Below are 20733 nucleotides of genomic sequence, written 5' to 3'. Positions count from 1 at the left end.
TCCTTTTAATACGGAAAAATATTGGAGGTCAATACAATGGCTAATAGTAAAGATAATTTAAGTAAATATGGTAAAACATTTATTAGTTTTGATGAAATTAATGGAAATGCTATGGATTCTATCGGTGGGTATACATGCACTATATATAACACTCCTACTCGTGTAACAGGTTGGAATGGTAATGGAAATGCAATGAGTTTTAATGGCACAAGTCAATATGCTCAGTTTAGTAGCCCTACACTTCCTTTAGGCGCTATATCTATAAGGCTTAAAATTAAAAAAGATAGCAAGCCAACTAGTACAGAAATTAATGAAGGTCTAGTTTCTAACGTATACGCTACAGCACAAAGAGGGGTTAGAAGTTGGGTAGAATCTAACGGAACATTGTGTTTTGCAGGGTGTTTAGGTGTAGATGGTAGCTATAACTTTAGAATATTCTCCACAGTAGATATTTGTGATGGGAAGTGGCATGACATACTCTTTACTTGGGATGGCACGACACAACCTAACCAAGCGAAGATTTATGTGGACAATATGCTTACACCTAGCGCAACAACAACAGCAACGGTAGCAAATTCATTTGTAGGAGCAGACCCTCTTACTATTGGCAGAGCCTCAGATAGAGCAGAGAGTTTTTTTAAAGGTGAGTTAGATTCAATTGAAATCTATGATAGAGTAATCTCCCCTATTCCTGATAAATATTTTGTTGAACACAATTCTGATTATAAATATCATGATGGTACTTCATGGAAGTTAACTACACCAACAGAAGAAAACTTCATCCAATATGGTATGAACAATCTAAACCATATTTCAGAATCTCAATGGAAGGAACTTTCAGGTAATAAATCAGTGATTATGTGGTCTGATTTCGAAGAAAAACAATTTACATCTGTTGTGTTAAACAAAGAGAGTTTCAAAGTACAAGATTTACTAGGTGATACAGCTCAAGCAATTTACTACACTGATTCAGACACTACTAAAATCGCTGTAGAAACAGGTGTTGAGCCTTATAGTGTTTACGACTATATCGGTGAATTTCCAGAGATTCTTATATACACAGAATCAACAGATGATATTGTCGTTTCAACAACTACCGAACCATTCGACATTTATGATGAATTCGGTGATAGTGTCGAGGTGCTTTACTACACAGACGATACAGAGGTTACAAATGCTGACTTAATTTTAGAAGCAAACTACTCCCCTCTCGATGAATTAGAAGGCGATTTCGAAGTTGTGACGTGGACTGATGAAGCACCTGAGACTGCACAGAGAGTGCTTGAAATGCAAGCTATACCTAAACCTCAGTTCATTAAGCTGGTCAACCCGAAGCGAATTTATGGTGCTTTGGATGATGTTCTCGTTAATGATATATCTCAATCCTATCGGGATGAAGCTCGTTATTTTGTTTCTGGTACAGACACTACAAAGTGGTATGTATGGGATAGTATACTCAAAAAGTTTATTATTGCAGATGCTTCTAGTGAAGAAGCTATTATTGCAAATGGCATGAAACATACAGACTTAAATAACATTACTGACACAGAATGGCGGACATGGAATGAGCAGCACTTAAACATTGGGATTTTCTTAAAAGACAATCCTCGTGATACGATCGTTTCTGTTGTTGAAAATGTTTCATATGAAGATTACCTTCCTCGCCATACAGCAGCAATTCAGGACACAAGTTTATATATTTTAAATACAACAGCAAAAATAGATATTGCTTTCAACGGAAATGTTCTTAAAGGTGTGTTAAGTGATGATGATTTAACACGGGTACAATATCGGGTATTGCTGAACAACCGCAACTTCTACCCTTCTGATGGTAGCTTTACTAAGCTAGGTGAATCTCCACAAAACATTGAATTAGTAATCCGAAGTAAGGACATTAAAATTGACGATTGGAATACTTTAAAAGTTGAGTTTAAAGACTACTTTGGTACTACAGATTATTGGTCAACAAACTTTATGGGTACGTACTCTGGACTTATGTTTAAAGATGTCTATGGAGAATACTTTTCTAATGAAATAGGAGACGTATTAAAGTATCTTGATTTTGGAGTCATTATAGCTGGCCAAACGACAATCGAGCACGAGGTAATCCTAAAAAATCAATACGGCTATGATGTTAAAAATGTTCACTTGTATGCAAATACAGCTAATTTCCCAACCGAAATGACAGTTGAATTCAGTCAAAGTCAGTCACCTTTTATACCTCATTCAGATTTAAAGCTGAGTGGTGTGCTTGCAAATAATGCTGAAATGCCCTTCTTTATTCGGTTAAAAACAAAATTAGGTTCAACGCCTGACGCAAATGGATCGTTTGACATTATCGTGAGAGCAGATAAAGCCTAATCACAATACAATGTGATAAGGAAGTGAAAATATGAATGAGGACAATAATAATGAAATAGTTAAGGAGCCTCCACTACATCCAAAAACCGATGAAATCGTTAACGGAAGCTTGCATGGTCATTTGTTAGGAACTGAACCTGCTCCTAACCTTAGTAATAGTTTTAAGGCAAAGTATAGTTTAATTGCGGTTGATAACGCTGATATTCATACAGAAATTATTTCAAGACCTGAAAAAAATGCAGATGTTGATACGGAAATTATCCCTCGTGCCTATAATGAAACTTCGAAGGAAATACACATCAACATTATGTACCGGGGTAATGCTGAAGTGCTAACTGAGATTCAACCAATTGGATATAACAACCTTTTAGCTGAAATTGAAGTTCCACCACATAATAGAATGTCTGCCATCTATGAAGTTCAACAACCGCCAATTATTAAAGATATTTTCAACCCTACTCAAGACGCTTTTACACGTGAAAAAACAGAATATCAAACTATTAACTATGGTGAGTATAAATCTATGTTGGCAGGCCAAAGTCGTGATGACATTTGGCGATCATTTATACAATTTGATGTGACTTCAATCAATCCATCATATGTTTTAACAAGTGCATATGTAAGGCTGTACTACAGTGGTAGTATTCCTAAAGGAATTACGCTTGAGCTTTTAAATGCTGGTAGTAAATGGTCTGAATATAGTATTACGCACTTAAATCGCCCTACACCTATTCAGTTAATTACAAATGAATTCACTATCAATGAACAAGCAGGCTACTTAGAATTCAATGTTTTCGATATCGTAAAAAGCTGGGTTGCGCTTCATCAAGTGAATAATGGTTTTATCATTCGTGTCTCGAATGAAATTACCGATGGATATGTGACCTTCCTTACAAGAGAATCACAGTTACCTCCTGAGCTAGTAGTAGAGTATTTTGACTCTACAATATTTAGTTTTGGCAGAAGTCAGCACATTACTGAAATCTTTGTTTATAAGTCCCTGCCTTCAGATAAAGACACAGAAATCACCGTTGGTTCAACATTTGATAATTCTGAGCATCCAACATATCTCTTTGTTCATCGCGTTGAAGTGCCTCTCGATGAAGATATTTTCGTAGAAATCAAAGTTAATAAACCATCTATTCCTGCTGAACTAGTGGTAGCAATTCCAGATGAAAGTAACATTTTGACTGAGGTTAGCGTTAAAGTCTCAAAAGATTGTACCATTTGGTCGGATATAACAATTAATAAACCAAGCATCCCAATTGAAATAATAGCATCCCGAATAAAAGATGACGAGCATGATACAGAATTAGTTATTAATAAACCTTTCATAGAAGCTGAAATCATTATTCCTACACATAGGGATAGCGATATGATAACTGAAATTGATATTAATACTATTTTTTCAAGTAATGTACATACAGAGATTCTTCTAAGTAAAGATACAATACCTACAAAAATTTCTTCTCGAGCTCTTAAAGACCACAATTTATATACAAAAATTGCTGTTTCTAAACCAAAGATTGAAGCGGAAATCGTGGTAAAACATCGAGACGATATTTGGGTTGAAATTGAACCCAATATTATTAGTGATCTTACAACTGAGATTGTTGTATCTAAGCCTGAAGTTGAAGCTTGTATTACTATTAGAGTACAAAAAGATTTTGATTCAAATGCAGAAATTTTTGTCTCTTACGTAAATGAAATTAATACTGAGATTATAGCTCGTAAAGTCAGCCAATTACCTACAGATATTGATATTAAAGCTGTTAGTCAAACAGACACAGAAATATCTGTATCAAAGCCATCTATCTCTACTCAAATTACAATTCCAACTTGGGATGAATCAGATATTTTAACGACAATTAAACCTAGAATATTAACTGTATACAATATTTATACTGTCATTAGGGTAAATGGCGGCGTTTCAGGCTATGCATTTATTATGTAAACAATGGAGAAAAAGGAGAAAGAACTATGATTATTAAAAATTACGAAATTAGTGAATTATATGCTTTTCTATTTAACCTCATTTTAAAAGGGAAAGAGTCACGAATGCGCACGCGCTTTCTCAAACTATTAGAAGATCAGCTAAATCTTGTAAATCAAGAAAGACAGCAATTAGTTGCTGATTATGCCGAAAAAGATGAAAATGAGGAAATTTTATATACCAAGGAATTTATAGATGAAAAAGAAATTGAAGTTCCTATCTTTAGTACAGAGGCTGAAAAAGAAGTGCAAAGCCAAATTTCAACGTTACTTCAGGAAGATTTTATTATTGACGAAACTGCAGATAAAATTGAAATGCTACAGGTTTTACAAGAAATACTTTTGAATTTAGATTTAGAGTTCACTGGTAAAAGAGCAACTTTATATAATAGGTTTTGTGAAATTTTCGAGGACATACAATTACTTGAAAATTAATTGAAGCATTCTTTTAGGATAGTTGTGGACATACAATCCACTCTATCCTTTTATAATTTTTTAAAGTTGGTGATGAATGTGCAAAGCGAAAAACATGGGGAACGATTGGCTTCTGTAGAAGTAGAAATGAAGAATCATGAAAAACGAATTTCAAAATTAGAAGGTAATCATGAATTATTACAACGTTTAACAGTCGTTTCAGAACAGCAACAAGAAATGAATAAATACCAACAAATTCAATTAAATCGAATGGATAAAACCTTCAATAACATCAATATTAATCTAACTAAACTCAACATGTCACAAGTAGAGCTGCAAGATGATGTAAAAGGTATTGCTAAACGAGTAGATAGCATTGAAGAAGACTTAAAATATGAATCTGCAAAGGATAACCTTTCAATTAGTGACACAATCAAACAATATCTACATTGGTGGATACTTATCCCACTTACAATTATAGGTGCAGAAATTATTAAGTGGCTAGGTTTATAAAGAAAGGAATGGTATACCATGAAAATCAATTGGAAAGTCCGTATTTGTAATCCTCAATTTTGGATTACATTTGGATTATCAATTATTACCCCTTTATTCGCCTATTATGGCATCACTGGAGCTGATTTGACCACTTGGGGAAGTGTATGGACATTAATGGCTAACGCGCTTTCTAATCCCTACGTACTAGCTTTAATGGGCGTTAGTATCTATAACGCCGTTTTAGATCCTACAACGGCCAATCTCAGTGACTCTCAAAGAGCATTGGCATATGTAAAGCCGAAAAGAGATGATTTTAATGACAATAAATATTAAACAACTTTTAGTAACACCCTCAAAATATAATCTTAAATGTCCATATACTATGGATGCTCAATATTTAACGATACATAATACAGCGAATGATGCATCAGCCGCAAACGAAATCAATTATATGGTTAACAATAACCATCAGGTATCCTATCATTTTGCAGTAGATGATCAGGTAGTAATTCAAGGATTGCCTTTAAACCGAAATGGATGGCATTGCGGAGATGGTAAAGGGCATGGAAACATGCAATCAATTGGTATTGAAATTTGCTATTCGAAATCTGGAGGTGAACGTTATGTAAATGCTGAAATATTAGCTATTCAATTAATAGCACAGCTTTTACATGAACGTGAATGGAAAATTGATAGAGTAAAAAAACATCAAGATTGGAGTGGTAAATATTGTCCGCATCGTATTCTTGATGAAGGAAGATGGGCATCGTTCTTAAATAGAGTTCAAAAAGAACTGGATAAATTGAATGGCAATAAAGGGGGCTTCACCATGTCACAATATGAAGAATTAAAAGCTGACTGTCAAACAATATTCCAACAATTAGCATTCATTAATACAATGTTAGGAATAGTAGATCGACCTGTAAACAAATCTCACGAAAAAGGATGGGCATGGGCTCAAGAACAGGGTTTATTAAATGGGCAAAACCCACAAAAACCTCTTACAAGAGAGCAATTTTCTACAGTTCTTTATAGATTAAATAATCAAAAATAGATCTATATTATTTTCTCTAACTGTTCTCTATAGAATAGTTAGAGTTTTTTCACTTTCATTGGCTGAACACTGAATAAACAACTGTGCATATTCAAACCATGTTACAATAGAAAAGATTAAAGGCATCAAAGGAGATATTGCATGAAGCTATCCACCGTTTTAAATGTTTGTATTTTCTTATTTTTCACTTTACTGTTTGTCAATGATTTTTTCCCTGCCACGACGCTAGCTGAGCTATTGTCGAAGAAAATTATCCTTGTCATATTAATCGTGCTTGTATGTATACAAATGATGACTTCAAAAGGTACATATAAAAAGATATCCAAAAAGGCGTATGCTGGATTAACGCTCTATACAATCGGCCTTTGGATTGTGCTCACATTATTAGGTGGGGAATCAGAAATTGGTCTATCCTATAATAGCCCTATTTTCTACCTTATTGTGATAGTACTTGGCTTTGATTTGCTACGTGTTTATCGTCAATGGAAACGTGAAGAAGCAGAAAAAAATAACGTAAAATAAAAGCATGTCAGCCGATTGGGTTTTAAACACAATTGGCGACATGCTTTTATCTTTATGCTTATGGATATTAGTCATATCACATTAAACAACATATTCGATTAAGATTCTAATACATTTAATATAGCATCTAGTTCCAGAACAGCGTTATCTAAGCGTTCCTTTGCCTGGATATTTTGTTGCTTCAACTGACTATATTCCAATAAATTTTTTTCATGCTTTAACTTAATAGAAGATAAGCGTTCAATGCGTGCCTCTACCTTGTCAATTGCTTGCTCACAAACTGTAGTCCATAACTTTTCCGATTGCTGCATTTCTGTCGTGGACGGATTGTGTTGGCGCAAAATGCGCGCGTACACCACTTCAATTTGTTCAATTATCTCTGAGTAAAAATGACGTTCTACACGTGTAGTATGGAATGTTGAATTCTCTACATCTTTAGCATAGGGCGTAATTTGACGAAGTATTTTCCCCGCATTTTCGCCAAAACTATGCGATAAGTTCAATACGTTCATTAATTGCAATAGTAAGCGAATTTCCTCGAGATTAATTAGCTGTGAATCGATATTTTCCTTAACTTTTAGTGATTCCATATATCGTCGACCGAAATGCTCAATTTCACCATTATGTTGTTCAACTAAATGTAAATTCGCATTTTCTTTTAAGCTTTTAATATATCGAATCGCATGACTTCTTAGCTCTTCCATCGAAAGCATGTTGTCATTCCCTTGTTGTGGCTTCCCTCGTTGAACATATGCAAATGCATCCACTTTTCGTGGCCATGTTGCTTCTTGGTTTTTTTCTGAGACATTGTAGCGTATATAAATTCCGTGCATTTCATATCCTCCAAGTCCATTAAACAAGTATCTCTAAAGACAATAAATCGAATACCACATTTTTTCAAGTAATATACTTTTAAGATTCAAAACTTTTTTTACAAATGTTTATTTTTCTTGAATAAATATAGATGATGATTCATATCCCCATAAAAAATTACCCCTTACCCCTATGCTCTCATCGCTCGTGCCCAAATAGATAGCTGACCGATATGGTGGACTTCCTGTACAATGACATGACGTAAAATCTTTCTATGTGCACATTTGTGCACATTCTAAAACTCGACGTCTAATAGGTTCATTTTATCACTAATCTAATCTTTAAGGATATCGGTTTTGGGAAGTTTTTGAGTGACCATTCATTTGTCCAATATATTACAAAAGGCTTTAATCTTTCATCTTACTTAATTTGAAAGGTTTTCACTTTTTTAGCTCGCATACCCCTCGAAGAATGATGCCTCAAGCACTCGTTCCCCCACAGTGAAAAAAATGTGCAAAATAGTGTGGAAACCCTATAATATTCAACCAGTTTTAACATTACAATTGCCTTCTTCGCTTTTTTTTAAACAACAGTAGCATTCATGCATGGTCCGATTCCCCTTGCAGCCACTTCTCATATAGTGTTTCTAGTTGTTGCTCTAGTTTTTGACGTTGTTCCTTAACGAGAGTCGATTCTGTTAATTTACACTCTAGTTTTTCAATTTGTTCTTCGATTGAGAGATCTTTATGACTTTGTACAATCGACTTTGTGGTTTTCTCTACAGTTGGAACTTGTTCTACAAGTATATGTTTTGTCTTCGCCCATTCATAATCGCCTTCATATACATGAATCGTATTACGGTCAATCCATGCAATTTTTGTAAAGATTTTTTGTAAGAAATAACGGTCATGGGATACACCAATTATTGTCCCTTCAAAAGATTCGAGTGTTTCTTCTAATACTTCTCTTGCCTCAATATCTAAATGGTTCGTCGGTTCATCTAATATGAGTAAATTAATCTCTTCGTGCATTAGTTGCGCTAGACGTAGACGCATCTTTTCTCCACCACTTAAGTCCTTCACTTTCTTAAAAACGTCGTATCCATAAAATAAAAATTGTGCAAGCATATGACGTGCTTCTGCCTCAGATACTGCTACAGACTCTCGAAAGGCATCAATTAAACGAGTTGTTGGGTTTTGATGTTCGAATTGTTGCGACAAATAACCAATTGTTACACTATTACCTACTTTACAAGTCCCTTCATTGGGTACAATTTCACCTAATATTATTTTTAACAATGTTGATTTACCACTTCCGTTATTGCCTACAATCGCCAAACGTTCGCCAAAATAGACCGATAATTGACTATCCTCTAATAATGGCTTGTCAAAAGCATGACTTAACGCTTGCATTTGTACGACTTCCTTGCCACTACGTTCAGCCATCGTTAAAGCTAAATTCATTTTCTTTTTCGTGATTGGCTTTTTAACACGTGCTATGCGGTTTAATGCCTTTTCCATACTTTTAGCACGACGAAACAATGCAGCATTCGGTGGATTCGCTTCATTTGCCCACTGTCTTAAACGTTTAATCGCCTCTTGCATTTTTTTAATTTTCTTTTGCTGTTCTTCATATTCAGCAAATTGCTGTTCAACTTTTGCTTCTTTTTGCGCAATAAAATCATCATAATTCCCCTTGTACGTAAATGCTTCTCCATCCTCAATTTCGATAATTTTTTGCGCCATTTGATTCATAAACTGACGATCGTGCGATAAAGTTATGACTATGCCATCAAAATATCGAATATAATTTTCAAGCCACTCTATTGCCTGCATATCTAAATGATTTGTCGGTTCATCTAATAATAAAATAGAGGGGTTACTTAGTAGAATTTGACCTAGCATAACCTTTGTTTTTTCCCCTCCGCTTATACTTGCAAAGGGTAATGGAAGTAATGGCGTAATGCCAAGTCCATTTGCAATGGTCGCTAGTTGAGCATCCATTTCATAGCCTCCCAGCAGCAAAAATTGTTCTTGAACATGCCCATATTGTTGTAAAACTTTGTCCGAAACGTTTATTTGCATTTCCAGTTCCAATGTGTCCATTTTTGCTTTTAACGCAAATAGGTCAGCAAATGCTTGCTCCAGCACTTCTTTTACTGTAAGTAAAGGGTAATCCGGAATTTGATGTAAGTAGCCAATTGTTGTTCCCTTACTTTTAATAATACGACCACTATCCGGCACATCTATACCCGCTAATAAGTGCAGTAAAGTCGTTTTACCACTACCATTTACACCGACAATCGCTACATGTTCCCCTTTATTAACTTCCAGTTGAAGCCCTTCGAATAATACATTTCCACCAATTACCTTTTGAATTTGTTCAGCCTTCATTTGCATTGTTTTTTCCTCCATAAAACGTGCGAAAAAACATCTTTAGACAACAAAAAAAGACCGCTCGATTAACAAGCAGTCTTTTCCTTCATTATTTGTGAAAAAGAATGGCTAATCCGCTACGTATAATATTTGATTTTGCTTAAAAATAGACAGACCTATCCCGTTGTTGGCAAAATCGAAAGTTTGAACACGTGCAAAATACATAGCAGTATCCACTTTTACACCTGTTCTCGTAGCGTTTTGATTCATTCCTTTTCACCTCCGTTCTTATAATTAGAGACATCATACCATATTTCATAGAATTTAGGAATGTATAATTTACTCCAATTATTGGAGTAGGAAGTGATTTTTCAAATAGGTCATTCGAATACAAAAAAGAACTTGAACATCAACTCTTTTAGTAAAAATTCCTTAAAAAGTGCTACTTAAAATTCACTAATTATATTTAATTTAGAAATATACAAAAAGCGTAAGTAATTATATACTAATAAAAATAGAAATGTTTTCCTTAAACATATACAAAACAGCAAGTATTTTACAATCACTTGCTGTCTATTTATGTGGATTAAAATGTGGAGGGATCTATGAAAAACTTACGTATGCAAACGAAAATGAGCTTGCTAATTGTGACGATTATTTTATTTGTTTTAATTGCTGTTGGAATCGTAAATATTAGTGAAATGAAAACAACCCTTGAATCAGAAAATAATACACGTCTTACTCAAATTTACGATTTAAGCGTCTACAATTTGGAGCAAACCTTACCAGGTGAATGGCATTTGGAAAATGGAGAACTTTACAAAGGAGACGCAAAAATAGCTGACGAAACTGCATTAATCGATAAATTAGGAGAGTTATCCGAAGCAGCTATTACCATTTTTGCGAATGATACACGGGTTAATACAAATATTATGGTAGATGGGCAGCGTGCAATCGGCACAACTGCTGATCCGAAAGTAACAGAAGCTGTTATTACCGAAGGAAACATATATAGTGGAACAGCTGATGTAGTCGGAAAACCTTATTTCACTCAATATGGACCGATAAAAAATGCTAATGGAGAAACTATTGGTATGATTTTCGCTGGAGTTCCCTCCTCCGAAATTAATGCGGTAGCACAAAAAATGATTATCAAAATGGGGATAGTAGCCTTTTTAGCTGCCATTATTGCTGTAATTGCAGGAACATTACTTGTGCGCAATATTGTAAAACCTTTAAAACGCTTGAATACCCAGCTTGAAACTATCTCTGCTGGCGAAGGGGACTTGACACAACAACTCGTTGTAAACACAAAAGACGAAATTGGCGATCTTGCAAAATCTTTCAATGCCATGCTTGAAACGCTACGAAAAATGATGAAACAAGTAGATGAAACAGCTAATCAAGTTTCTGCTTCATCCGCTGAGCTTTCTGCTACAGCAGGCTCTACAACAAGAACGACTGAACAACTAACAGCGAATATGCAAGAATTAGCAAGTGGCGCAAGTACGCAAAAACAAAGTGCCAATGAAAATGCTGAAGCTATGCATGATATTGCTGGAGGTATTCAACATGTAACAGAAACCAATATGGAAGTTTCATCGCATGCGACAGAAGCTTTTGATACGGCGAAACATGGTGAGAATACGGCACAAGCTATGCAAGCACAAATGCAGGCAATGACAGAAGCGGTGTTAGAAAGTGCTAAGTCAATCGTTGCCCTTGATGCACATGCAAATACTATTGGTAATATTGTCGAGGTCATCCATGCAATAGCTGACCAAACAAACTTACTAGCTTTAAATGCATCCATTGAAGCTGCACGTGCAGGAGAACATGGTAAGGGATTTGCCGTTGTAGCGGAGGAAGTTCGTAAATTAGCTGAGCAATCTAAAACATCTGCTGCGCAAATTACCGAGACCATTCATACGATGCAGCAGCTAGCTCAAGAAGCGAGTGCGCATATGGAACAAAGCGAAAAGGAAGCCGCTTCAAGCGTAGATATTGTTCGTACAACAAATCTTGCCTTTGAAAACATTACAACTAAAGTGGCTGTTGTCACAAATAAAATTCAAGAAGTTTCAGGCATTGCTGAAGAGTTATATGCTCGTATTGAACAGGCCAATGCATCTACCCAAATTATGGCAGAAATAGCTGTCGATGCACGAGAGCAGTCAAAAGTCGTTTCACAGATTGCTGAAACAAACCTCTACTCGATGGAGGATATTAATAATGCGGCAACAACCCTTACTAAAAATGCAGAAACGCTGCAAAATTTAATTCATCAGTTCAAATATTAAGGAACGCAAGATTGTTCATCGGTAAATCCGTATGAGCAATCTTTTTTTACGTCTTCGCTTTTTTCACAAATATTTTCACTAACGGTACGAGGAAAATGGACACAATTAATACACGGAATAGCTGAAATGCCGTCACTATGGTCACATTTGCATGAACAGATGCAGCTATAATTCCCATCTGATCTAGCCCTCCAGGTACGATGCTTAAAAAGCCTGTGCGAAAATCAAGCTCGTACAAATTTTTCATAATGAAGGATAATGCATATGCAGCGCCAATAAAAAGCCCCGCTGAAATAAAAGCGTAAAATACATGTTTCTTTGATAAATGCAAATCTTCTTTTTTTAGTAGCAGGCCGATATAAATACCAATTACGAGCTGTGCGAGATGAAGAAATGATATGGGCATTTTAGGCACTTCAAGCCCTGTAATATTTAAGCCCATTAATAAAAAAACGGGACCTAGCATGTAACCAGTTGGAATTCTCACCTTTTGGGCAAGACACCCTGCCACTCCACAAATAAGTAGTAAAATGAATAATGGCAATGAGAGCGTTCCATCCACAGTGACGATATTTTCTCCAGTGCCTGTCACCAGTAATGGTACGAAGCCAACAATTAGCAATACTCGTAACACCTGATAAAACGTAATGACAGCCATATTCATATTTCCCTGCTCCTCAGCAAAGGCAACAATTTGTGTCATTCCTCCAGGGACACAACACGTTAGTGCAGTAGGATAATCTAATTCCGTACGTTTTGCTACTAAAAAACTAATAGCAAAAAATAACAAAATAAAGATTAAGTTAAGAACAATGATACTGCCTAAAAACTGTTGAATATCCTGTACTGCCTCTTTAGTGAAAGCAAACCCAATGGAGTATCCCGCCACAATTAGCCCAACATTTCGGAAATATTTATGCCATTGCAATTGTATCTTTGTAAATAGCTGTACGCATAGAACAGCTGTGATTGCGCCTAGCAACCATGGCATCGGAATATGTAATAATTGAAATAACAGCGCTCCTAATAACCCAATACATAGTGTTAAGAACATCTGCTTATAAAATGTCAACATTGCTAGCAACCCCTCAAGAATGATAGTTCTATTATGACCTCAACCGAACCAATTTGCTACCCTCCCCCCTTCCATACCGAGTGCCTGACACCAAAACAATTATGAATTTTCAGGCATTTTAAAAACAGCAGTTATTATACAAAACTAACCTGTTAATCATTAATTTTAACCTCTTATCAAACAATTTAACGTAACTAAAAATTTCTATGCTACATTAATATTAACCTGATTCAGTAAATAAATGCCTTTTCCTTTTAGGGAGTTGAGGTAATACGATTACCAAAGGAGGCCTCCAATGAAAATTCATTTAATGATTAATAGCGCGCTAGAAGAAACAGAAATCCATATACATGCAAAGGAGTACAACGAAAACATTGAAAAATTAATGAAGCAGTTGCAAGCAGCCCAAACAACAATGCTAGACGGCTATTTACAGCAAGAAATTCATTTACTAAAAATTACAGATATTTATTCCATTTATGCTGAAGGCGCTAAAGTCTTTTTACAAACAGAGGAGCAAGAATTTGAATCAAAACGCAAATTATATGAGCTCGAAGCGCAATTAGCAAAAGATTTTGCACGTGTGAGTAAATCGACCCTTGTCAACATTAATAAAATTGCTTCTATTCAGATGGGCAAAATCGGCTCAACGGAATTACTGTTAGACAATGATGTGTCGATTCATGTTAGTCGGAAGTATTTAAAAGACTTAAAACGGCAATTAGGTATTGGGAGGGATTTTTAATATGAAAATATTACGCATGATGATTATTGGTCTACTGTTTTCACTTAGCTCATCCTATATTTTAGTGACGTTAAGTATCGTTTCTAATCATGCAATAGTGACAGGACCTGAATTACTCGAGCAAGTAATCATTGCAACCATACTTGGGATTGTAATTGGTACGCTCTCCCTTATCTTTGAAATAGAGCGTTTATTATTTTCTGTCCAGCTAGTCGTGCATTTTATTGCCGTTACGCTGTGCGTGATGATAGCAGGCTATTTTGGTCGTTGGTTCGAACATGGCGGTATTATGTACGTGCTCGTTTCAGAGCTTATTATTTACTTCATTGTCTGGTGCGTTTTATATATATTACAAAAAAGCGAAATTGAAGAAATCAATCATGTAATCCAAAAAAGAAAGGAATAGACAAATATGACGTTTGCGATTCAAGTCGAACATTTACAAAAGCATTATGGCGAACATTTAGCGGTCAAAGGCATTTCCTTTAAGGTAGAACAAGGCTCGCTTTTTGCTTTTTTAGGTGCCAATGGTGCTGGTAAATCGACCACTATTGAAATTTTATGTACATTATTACAAAAATCAAGTGGAACTGTAACGATTAACGGCTATACGCTCGATGAAAAATCGATGAATGGGGAAATTCGTAAATCAATCGGCGTCGTCTTTCAGCAAAGTCTACTAGATGAACGGTTAACGGTACGTGAAAATATTATCCACCGCGGCAAAACATATGGTTTATCGAGAGCACAGCTTGCAGAAAACTATCAATTTGTCTCGACCTATTTACATTTAGAAGATATTGAACAGCAAAAATATGGCACATTATCTGGAGGCCAAAAAAGACGTGCAGATATCGCTCGAGCACTTATTCATCGACCGAAAATCTTATTTTTAGATGAACCTACAACTGGGCTTGATCCACAAACACGCCAATTTGTTTGGCAAACGATTAAACAACTACAGGAAGAAACAAATATGACAGTGTTTCTAACAACACACTATATGGAAGAAGCTGCCGTTGCGCATCAGGTCATCGTATTAAAGCAAGGTCGCATTGTCGCTGAAGGAACACCTGATTTCTTAAAAACACAATATGCCTATGACCAAATGGCACTTGTATTTCATGATCGTTCGATGGGGTTAAAGTGGCTTAAGGACAACACATTACATTTCACCGAAAAGCACGGCATTTTCTCAGTTCAACTAGACTCTACTATGCATGCACTTTCCCTTTTAAAAAGTGCTGAGTCCCTACTAGCCTCGTTTGAAGTTATTAAAGGAACGATGGACGATGTTTTTCTTCATATTATGGCACAAGGAGATGCGATGTAATGGAAGCAATGTTTAGCTTAATTCAACGTAATAATAAGGTTTTTAGGAGAGATAAAACCCAAGTCTTTTTCTCCCTCCTTTCCGTAATCATTGTTATCGTTCTTTATGCAGTGTTTCTGCAAAAAATGCAAGTGGACGCTATTGAGCAAATGACAGAGGCAACACCAGAATTAATCGCAATGGTCAATGAATGGCTTGTGGCAGGTTTATTATCCATGATGGCTGTTACCACAACACTAGCCGCATTTGCTATTGCCGTTCGTGATAGTGAATCCAAAGCGACAGCAGATTTTTTAACTGCCCCTATTTCCCGCGCAACAATTCAGATGAGCTATGTTATGAATGCTTTTATTATCGGCTGTATCTTCTCACTCATTGCCCTTGTCGGCTGTGAAATTTTCTTAGTGGCCACTGGCGGTCATCTACTTAGCTTTGGCTCCTTAATTACTGTGATAGGTATTCTATTATTGTCTGTGTTATTGGCGAGCGTATTTAATGTTTTTCTCGTACTATTTGTAAGCACTCAAAACGCTTTTTCAACACTGAGTACAATTGTCGGTACGGTATTAGGCTTTTTATGTGGTGTATATGTACCTGTCGGTGTACTACCAAACTTTGCCCAACAGCTTATTATGTATTTCCCTATTAGTCATACGACACTTTTATTACGTAATGCGTTTATGGATAGCTCAATAACAAAAGTTTTTGACGGTGTTCCCGCTGCACAGGTGGAGAGCTATAAGCTGAACTATGGTATTGTTTATGAGCTCAATGGGCATTCTCTTAACCTATCAATAAGTTATATAGTGATTCTAGTAACAATTTTCATACTTGCTATTTTATCAGTTATGATTTTCAAAAAGAAAAATCATGAATAGTCATTTTATACACATCGCCAGCAAACGCGATGTGTATTTTTATTGCTTTTTACCAAACACTTTGTTATTTTAAATATAAATAAACAAACAAAATAAATAATCGTTTGTTTTTCAGGAGGTTTCACAATGGATGTAAATCAATTATTTTGGCAGGCTTCTATCGAGGACATAACACATGGCTATACAAATGAAGCTACACACTACACTTGCCTTCTTTGTGGGGAGAAAATCGAAAAGGGTATTATTTATCCACATGAAGATGTCCTATATGAGGCAGAGAAATTTATGCAGCACCATATTACTGCTTCACACCAATCAGTTTTTCATTACTTAAATGGCTTAAATAAAAAAATGACAGGTTTAACAGAACATCAGAGTCATATTTTGCGCCTTTTTTATGAGGGTAAAACCGATCAGGAAATTAAAGAGGAGCTAGAAATTGGCAGCGCAACGACTATTAGACATCATCGTTTTGCTTTAAAAGAAAAAGAGCGTCAAGCTAAAACATTTCTTGCCATGATGGAGCTTTTAAAACAACAAGATCAAAAGGAAGATTCTTTTGTACCGATTCACAAAACGGCTACGATGGTCGACGATCGCTATAACATCACCCTTACGGAAGAACAACAGCTGCTTGCAAAATACTTCCCGAATGGCATCGATCAAGAGCTCGTCCGCTTCCCAAAACGAGAAAAGCATAAAATCGTTGTACTACGTGCGATTACAACGCTTCTCGATGAGTCAAAACAGTATACAGAAAAAGAGCTTAATGCAATCATTCAACCAATATATGAGGATTATGTACAAATTCGTCGCTATTTAATTCAATACGGTTTTATGGATCGTGTAGACGATGGCAGTGCTTACTGGGTAAAAAAATAAGAAGGTAGGGTTAACAATGGACCACAAAAAAGAATTAAAAGAAATGTATAAAGAAATGAAAATTGAAGCAGGAGTTTTTACAATGACAAACAAACAAAATGGTAAAGTGTTTGTCGGGAGCTTCAATAACTTAAAACGATTAAACGGATTTCAATTTATGTTAAAAACAAATACTTATACGAATAAAGCGCTACAGGCTGACTACAATACATTTGGCAAAGATGCTTTTCAGCTCGAGGTCGTGGAGTATTTGAAGGAAAAAGAAGAAGGCTATTTTGACGCAAAAAAGGAACTTGAAAAGCTAGAAGAAAAGTGGCTTGAAGAGCTTCAGCCTTATGGTGAGCTGGGCTATAATTCTTAATTATATTTAAGTGATTAGCACTTCAAAATTCAGAATTGTTTCGGTGACTGGCACTTAGGGCACGACGTAAGCCGCAACCCTCGCTATCGCGTGGTATGTTGCGGCTTACATTGCGTGCGCTCTCGCAACCAACTATAAAAATTCAGAATTGTTTGAGTGACTGGCACTTAATTGTGCTTTTTTTGTTAACTTTGCGAACACGAGGTCATAGGAGTGCTGGATTAAATTTTCAAGTAAGCCTTCTGGAATATTTGCATCCATATAAATCGAATTCCAATGAGTTTTGTTCATATAGTACCCTGGAATGATTCCTTCGTAGGTTTCTCTTAATTCTTCTGCTCGACTAGGTTCACATTTTAAAGTGATAATGGGCTTCCTTGTAGCATCTCCGCCCATCATCGCAAACATTTTCCCCCCAATATGATAGCGGTCTGCCTGCCATTCTTCTTTGTAATCATGAGTCGTTCCGCGTAGCTTTAAACAAAATGCATGAATCGTATCTTTTTGCATCGTTACCCCATCCTTCTATCCTAGAAAATAAAAACACACGTTCGATTATCATTATAATCAATAACGCGTGCTTTTAAAATACATTTTTTTCTAAAGTGACTATATTTAAGGTAATCATCAATACATGTTTTTATTATTTAGAACCACGATCAAACACCCCGATTACTTCGGTCGTTTGCAAAATATTTACAAATGCTTTCGCATCTACTTCTTTTATTAAACTTTTCACTTCCGCAAGCTGGTAGCGTGTAATAACGGTAATGAGTACTTTTCGTCCTTCACCTGAATACCCACCTTTGGCATCCATCATCGTTATGCCCCGTTGTAATCTCGTTAATAGTTGTTGTTTTACATCCTCACCATTACTCGTAATAATCATAAGCGTTAGTTTAATATTACTTGTATGGATTGTATCGACAACCTTCCCTGTGGCGTAGATTGACACGAGCGTCAGCAAGGCTGCATCCCAACTAAAGACAAATCCTGATATTGCCACTACAATACCATTCATTGCTGAAATCAGTGCACCAAGCGGAAAGTCTCTTTTACGGCTTAAAAGCATCGCTATAATATCAAAGCCACCTGAGGAACCCGATGCGCGAAAAACGAGACCGACACATAGACCGACAATAACTCCACCAAATAAGGATGCTAATATCGGTTCCTCTGTTGCCTTATAAATTGGAATGATTAACAAAGAGATAGACATTACCGCAACAGATAGGATTGTATAAGCAATAAAGCGTTTCCCCAGCTTCATCACACCTAAAATTAGCAACGGTAAATTTAATAAAAGGTTTAATATACCTGTATTCAAAGGCGTCACAATACCAAGCATAATGGCAATCCCACTTAATCCGCCACTTAAAATCTCATGCGGTATTAATAAAAAATTATATGCAAATGCCATTAATATCGAAGCAAGCGTGATAATCACAATATTGCGCATGAATTCCCCTACCATTCTACAACGAACAATTTTGATAATCTTCTCTTTAGAATACCCAACTTATTCGCCCTAAAAACCTAAACCTTCATGAATTGTAGTAACTTACTACACATTCTATTTACCTTTTTTCTGTTCTTCTTTTAGTGGCTTTTCATTTTTCGGTTCTTCTGTTTCTGCCACTTTCATAATTCGATCAAGCATCGTCGGATGGGTATAGCGGAACCATTTAACAAGAAGCGGCGGATTAACTTCACTCAACCCTGAGATTGTAAGTTTTTGGAATGCAGTTACCGCTGCCGTACGATCATTCATTAAAGATATAGCATACTGATCCGCTCTCATTTCCTGATATCTTGATACATAATTAGATAAAGGGCTTGATGCAAATAATAAAAAGGATGTAATTAGTAAAAATAGTGGCAAGGAATGAATGTCGCTCATTTTCGTAATTTTTATTGCATGTCCGTACCGAGCAATCGCCCACCTCATAGTCTTTGCTGTTATCCAAAGCCCTACTAAGGTCAACAATAAATAACCTGCAATGCCAAAGTAAATATGTTTCTCAACATAATGTCCCATTTCATGCGCCATGATAAATAAAATTTCATTATCCGTTAAGCGATTTAATGTCGTATCCCATAGTACAATTCTTGAATTACTACCGATACCTGTTACATAGGCATTTAGAGCATTGGTCTTTTGCGCCATATTGACTTCATAAACATGTTCTGCTGGAATATCGGCTTGATCAGCGATTGCTAAAATTTTTGTTTCAAGCTCTTTATTTTTTAACGGATAAAAATCATTGTATAGCGGATCAATGACAACGGGCTGAAGAAACATGACAAAAATCGTAAATGGTATTGTTAATAGCCATGCGTATAGCCACCATCTCTTTGCGCTCTTTTTAATTAACCAATAAATAACTGATACGACAATAAAGGTCATGCCAAAATTGACCCAAAAATCAACAACTCCATCTCGCATCCATGAAGTAAATGCTTGTGTACTTATCCCATAGCTTTTACTTAAATTGTAGCGATAGTATTCAATTGGGAAAAGAACGACATAAAGCAAAAATGATAACAAAAATAAATAAGCAGCATTTTGCAGCAGTTTCCATTTTGTTTGTGAGGTAGCCACTTTTTCAAAATAACGAGAAACTCCCATTAACAAAATGACGATATAAACGAGCCATTCAAACGGTGTTACTACGAAAAATAGGAAATTTCGTATTTTTGAATATTCACCACTTAAGTTTAGCTCTTTTTCAGACATAAACATGACTGGGTCCGCAGCTGTTCCTTGAAACGCCCGCGGAATCGTGCCGCCACCACTATGGAAAATATACCAGTACATGCAAAGAACATACACACCAAATAAGAATAGCGCAATAATTCCCATTTTTTTCGCTATGTTATTTCCCCCTTACTCCACACAAAGTTCGTCCTATAGTAAGTGTAAGCTAATTTGAAAAAGTTAGAACAAACTTTATGTGTTTTTATTTTATCTTAAAAGAGTTGGACCATTTTACTTCATTATTTGATCAAACAGCTGTATGTAAACTATCTTTTACTGTGTCACAATATTTATTACCCACTATGCTAGAAAAATAAAAAAATCCCGTGTACTTCTAACGATTGCTTTAACAGCAATCTGTAGAATCTTCACGAA

The 20733-nt window shown here is 35.9% G+C and carries 20 protein-coding genes and 1 pseudogene; 14 read left to right on the top strand and 7 right to left on the bottom strand.

What is annotated here, in order from left to right:
* Positions 1–36 precede the first annotated feature (36 nt).
* From ACIQ1H_RS13545 to ACIQ1H_RS13515, 7 genes and pseudogenes are all read left to right on the top strand, one after another.
* Positions 37–2361 carry a LamG domain-containing protein gene (locus tag ACIQ1H_RS13545; RefSeq protein WP_402889435.1) on the top strand — a complete coding sequence of 775 codons (2325 nt, stop codon included), beginning with the start codon at positions 37–39 and terminating at the stop codon, positions 2359–2361.
* A gap of 31 nt (positions 2362–2392) precedes the next feature.
* Positions 2393–4315 (top strand): DNRLRE domain-containing protein, encoded by a 1923-nt coding sequence (locus ACIQ1H_RS13540; protein WP_402889433.1) that lies wholly within the window; start codon positions 2393–2395, stop codon positions 4313–4315.
* 26 nt (positions 4316–4341) lie between these two features.
* A complete protein-coding gene (locus ACIQ1H_RS13535; RefSeq protein ID WP_402889431.1) occupies positions 4342–4788 on the top strand; it encodes a hypothetical protein in 447 nt (148 codons plus the stop codon).
* A 78-nt stretch (positions 4789–4866) separates the two neighbouring features.
* On the top strand, positions 4867–5280 hold the full coding sequence (locus ACIQ1H_RS13530; RefSeq protein ID WP_402889430.1) for a hypothetical protein: 414 nt from the start codon (positions 4867–4869) through the stop codon (positions 5278–5280).
* Between the two features lie 18 nt (positions 5281–5298).
* Entirely contained in the window at positions 5299–5595 is a 297-nt protein-coding gene (locus ACIQ1H_RS13525; protein ID WP_402889428.1) for a phage holin, read from the top strand.
* Positions 5579–6073: pseudogene (locus ACIQ1H_RS13520) on the top strand (peptidoglycan recognition protein family protein); the annotation flags it as partial. The gene ACIQ1H_RS13525 and the pseudogene ACIQ1H_RS13520, both read left to right, overlap by 17 nt.
* Before the next feature lie 384 nt (positions 6074–6457).
* The gene (locus tag ACIQ1H_RS13515) at positions 6458–6838 is read left to right on the top strand and encodes a hypothetical protein (RefSeq protein ID WP_173478422.1); all 381 of its coding nucleotides are present in this window, start codon (positions 6458–6460) and stop codon (positions 6836–6838) included.
* A gap of 98 nt (positions 6839–6936) precedes the next feature.
* Here ACIQ1H_RS13515 and ACIQ1H_RS13510 read toward each other — a convergent pair whose 3' ends face one another.
* The 3 genes from ACIQ1H_RS13510 to ACIQ1H_RS13500 form a co-directional block, all read right to left on the bottom strand.
* Complete coding sequence (locus tag ACIQ1H_RS13510) at positions 6937–7671, bottom strand: hypothetical protein (RefSeq protein WP_402889426.1); 735 nt, start codon at positions 7669–7671, stop codon at positions 6937–6939.
* A gap of 579 nt (positions 7672–8250) precedes the next feature.
* Positions 8251–10050: a ribosomal protection-like ABC-F family protein gene (gene abc-f / locus ACIQ1H_RS13505; protein ID WP_402889425.1), complete on the bottom strand. Its 1800-nt coding sequence runs from the start codon at positions 10048–10050 to the stop codon at positions 8251–8253.
* A gap of 105 nt (positions 10051–10155) precedes the next feature.
* Entirely contained in the window at positions 10156–10296 is a 141-nt protein-coding gene (locus ACIQ1H_RS13500; RefSeq protein WP_402889423.1) for an RAxF-45 family protein, read from the bottom strand.
* A 335-nt stretch (positions 10297–10631) separates the two neighbouring features.
* Between ACIQ1H_RS13500 and ACIQ1H_RS13495 the strand changes: the two genes are divergently transcribed.
* Positions 10632–12326: a methyl-accepting chemotaxis protein gene (locus tag ACIQ1H_RS13495; protein ID WP_402889421.1), complete on the top strand. Its 1695-nt coding sequence runs from the start codon at positions 10632–10634 to the stop codon at positions 12324–12326.
* Positions 12327–12372: 46 nt separating this feature from the next.
* Here the strand turns inward: ACIQ1H_RS13495 and ACIQ1H_RS13490 are convergent, their stop codons facing one another.
* Positions 12373–13401, bottom strand: a complete 1029-nt coding sequence (locus ACIQ1H_RS13490; protein WP_402889419.1) for an AbrB family transcriptional regulator — start codon at positions 13399–13401, stop codon at positions 12373–12375.
* Between the two features lie 295 nt (positions 13402–13696).
* Here ACIQ1H_RS13490 and ACIQ1H_RS13485 point away from each other — a divergent pair, with 295 nt between their 5' ends.
* The 6 genes from ACIQ1H_RS13485 (at position 13697) to ACIQ1H_RS13460 (ending at position 17600) form a co-directional block, all read left to right on the top strand.
* Positions 13697–14146, top strand: a complete 450-nt coding sequence (locus tag ACIQ1H_RS13485) for a LytTR family DNA-binding domain-containing protein (protein ID WP_337981699.1) — start codon at positions 13697–13699, stop codon at positions 14144–14146.
* 1 nt (position 14147) lies between these two features.
* Complete coding sequence (locus tag ACIQ1H_RS13480; protein ID WP_402889417.1) at positions 14148–14552, top strand: DUF3021 domain-containing protein; 405 nt, start codon at positions 14148–14150, stop codon at positions 14550–14552.
* Positions 14553–14558: 6 nt separating this feature from the next.
* Positions 14559–15479, top strand: a complete 921-nt coding sequence (locus tag ACIQ1H_RS13475) for an ABC transporter ATP-binding protein (RefSeq protein ID WP_402889415.1) — start codon at positions 14559–14561, stop codon at positions 15477–15479.
* On the top strand, positions 15479–16357 hold the full coding sequence (locus tag ACIQ1H_RS13470) for an ABC transporter permease (protein WP_402889413.1): 879 nt from the start codon (positions 15479–15481) through the stop codon (positions 16355–16357). The genes ACIQ1H_RS13475 and ACIQ1H_RS13470 overlap by 1 nt, the downstream gene beginning before the upstream one ends.
* A gap of 126 nt (positions 16358–16483) precedes the next feature.
* Positions 16484–17239 (top strand): DUF2087 domain-containing protein, encoded by a 756-nt coding sequence (locus ACIQ1H_RS13465; protein WP_402889411.1) that lies wholly within the window; start codon positions 16484–16486, stop codon positions 17237–17239.
* Positions 17240–17255: 16 nt separating this feature from the next.
* Entirely contained in the window at positions 17256–17600 is a 345-nt protein-coding gene (locus tag ACIQ1H_RS13460) for a GIY-YIG nuclease family protein (protein ID WP_402889410.1), read from the top strand.
* Between the two features lie 132 nt (positions 17601–17732).
* Here the strand turns inward: ACIQ1H_RS13460 and ACIQ1H_RS13455 are convergent, their stop codons facing one another.
* The 3 genes from ACIQ1H_RS13455 to ACIQ1H_RS13445 all read right to left on the bottom strand — a co-directional run bounded on the left by ACIQ1H_RS13455 (position 17733) and on the right by ACIQ1H_RS13445 (position 20475).
* The gene (locus ACIQ1H_RS13455; protein ID WP_402889408.1) at positions 17733–18110 is read right to left on the bottom strand and encodes an MmcQ/YjbR family DNA-binding protein; all 378 of its coding nucleotides are present in this window, start codon (positions 18108–18110) and stop codon (positions 17733–17735) included.
* Between the two features lie 133 nt (positions 18111–18243).
* Positions 18244–19059 (bottom strand): YitT family protein, encoded by an 816-nt coding sequence (locus ACIQ1H_RS13450; RefSeq protein ID WP_173478579.1) that lies wholly within the window; start codon positions 19057–19059, stop codon positions 18244–18246.
* Between the two features lie 114 nt (positions 19060–19173).
* Positions 19174–20475: a M48 family metallopeptidase gene (locus ACIQ1H_RS13445; RefSeq protein WP_402889513.1), complete on the bottom strand. Its 1302-nt coding sequence runs from the start codon at positions 20473–20475 to the stop codon at positions 19174–19176.
* Positions 20476–20733 lie beyond the last annotated feature (258 nt).

The organism is Lysinibacillus sp. NPDC097279 (assembly GCF_044761745.1).
In the GTDB taxonomy this organism is placed as follows: domain Bacteria; phylum Bacillota; class Bacilli; order Bacillales_A; family Planococcaceae; genus Lysinibacillus.
This window is presented reverse-complemented; position numbering and strand designations above follow the sequence as displayed.

Excerpts from the sequence above, each read along its gene's own strand:
- ACIQ1H_RS13545 (WP_402889435.1), top strand. The coding sequence starts at position 37 with ATGGCTAATAGTAAAGATAATTTAAGTAAATATGGTAAAACATTTATT.
- ACIQ1H_RS13540 (WP_402889433.1), top strand. The coding sequence starts at position 2,393 with ATGAATGAGGACAATAATAATGAAATAGTTAAGGAGCCTCCACTACAT.
- ACIQ1H_RS13535 (WP_402889431.1), top strand. The coding sequence starts at position 4,342 with ATGATTATTAAAAATTACGAAATTAGTGAATTATATGCTTTTCTATTT.
- ACIQ1H_RS13525 (WP_402889428.1), top strand. The coding sequence starts at position 5,299 with ATGAAAATCAATTGGAAAGTCCGTATTTGTAATCCTCAATTTTGGATT.
- ACIQ1H_RS13515 (WP_173478422.1), top strand. The coding sequence starts at position 6,458 with ATGAAGCTATCCACCGTTTTAAATGTTTGTATTTTCTTATTTTTCACT.
- ACIQ1H_RS13510 (WP_402889426.1), bottom strand. The coding sequence starts at position 7,671 with ATGCACGGAATTTATATACGCTACAATGTCTCAGAAAAAAACCAAGAA.
- abc-f (WP_402889425.1), bottom strand. The coding sequence starts at position 10,050 with ATGCAAATGAAGGCTGAACAAATTCAAAAGGTAATTGGTGGAAATGTA.
- ACIQ1H_RS13500 (WP_402889423.1), bottom strand. The coding sequence starts at position 10,296 with ATGAATCAAAACGCTACGAGAACAGGTGTAAAAGTGGATACTGCTATG.
- ACIQ1H_RS13495 (WP_402889421.1), top strand. The coding sequence starts at position 10,632 with ATGAAAAACTTACGTATGCAAACGAAAATGAGCTTGCTAATTGTGACG.
- ACIQ1H_RS13490 (WP_402889419.1), bottom strand. The coding sequence starts at position 13,401 with ATGTTGACATTTTATAAGCAGATGTTCTTAACACTATGTATTGGGTTA.
- ACIQ1H_RS13485 (WP_337981699.1), top strand. The coding sequence starts at position 13,697 with ATGAAAATTCATTTAATGATTAATAGCGCGCTAGAAGAAACAGAAATC.
- ACIQ1H_RS13480 (WP_402889417.1), top strand. The coding sequence starts at position 14,148 with ATGAAAATATTACGCATGATGATTATTGGTCTACTGTTTTCACTTAGC.
- ACIQ1H_RS13475 (WP_402889415.1), top strand. The coding sequence starts at position 14,559 with ATGACGTTTGCGATTCAAGTCGAACATTTACAAAAGCATTATGGCGAA.
- ACIQ1H_RS13470 (WP_402889413.1), top strand. The coding sequence starts at position 15,479 with ATGGAAGCAATGTTTAGCTTAATTCAACGTAATAATAAGGTTTTTAGG.
- ACIQ1H_RS13465 (WP_402889411.1), top strand. The coding sequence starts at position 16,484 with ATGGATGTAAATCAATTATTTTGGCAGGCTTCTATCGAGGACATAACA.
- ACIQ1H_RS13460 (WP_402889410.1), top strand. The coding sequence starts at position 17,256 with ATGGACCACAAAAAAGAATTAAAAGAAATGTATAAAGAAATGAAAATT.
- ACIQ1H_RS13455 (WP_402889408.1), bottom strand. The coding sequence starts at position 18,110 with ATGCAAAAAGATACGATTCATGCATTTTGTTTAAAGCTACGCGGAACG.
- ACIQ1H_RS13450 (WP_173478579.1), bottom strand. The coding sequence starts at position 19,059 with ATGCGCAATATTGTGATTATCACGCTTGCTTCGATATTAATGGCATTT.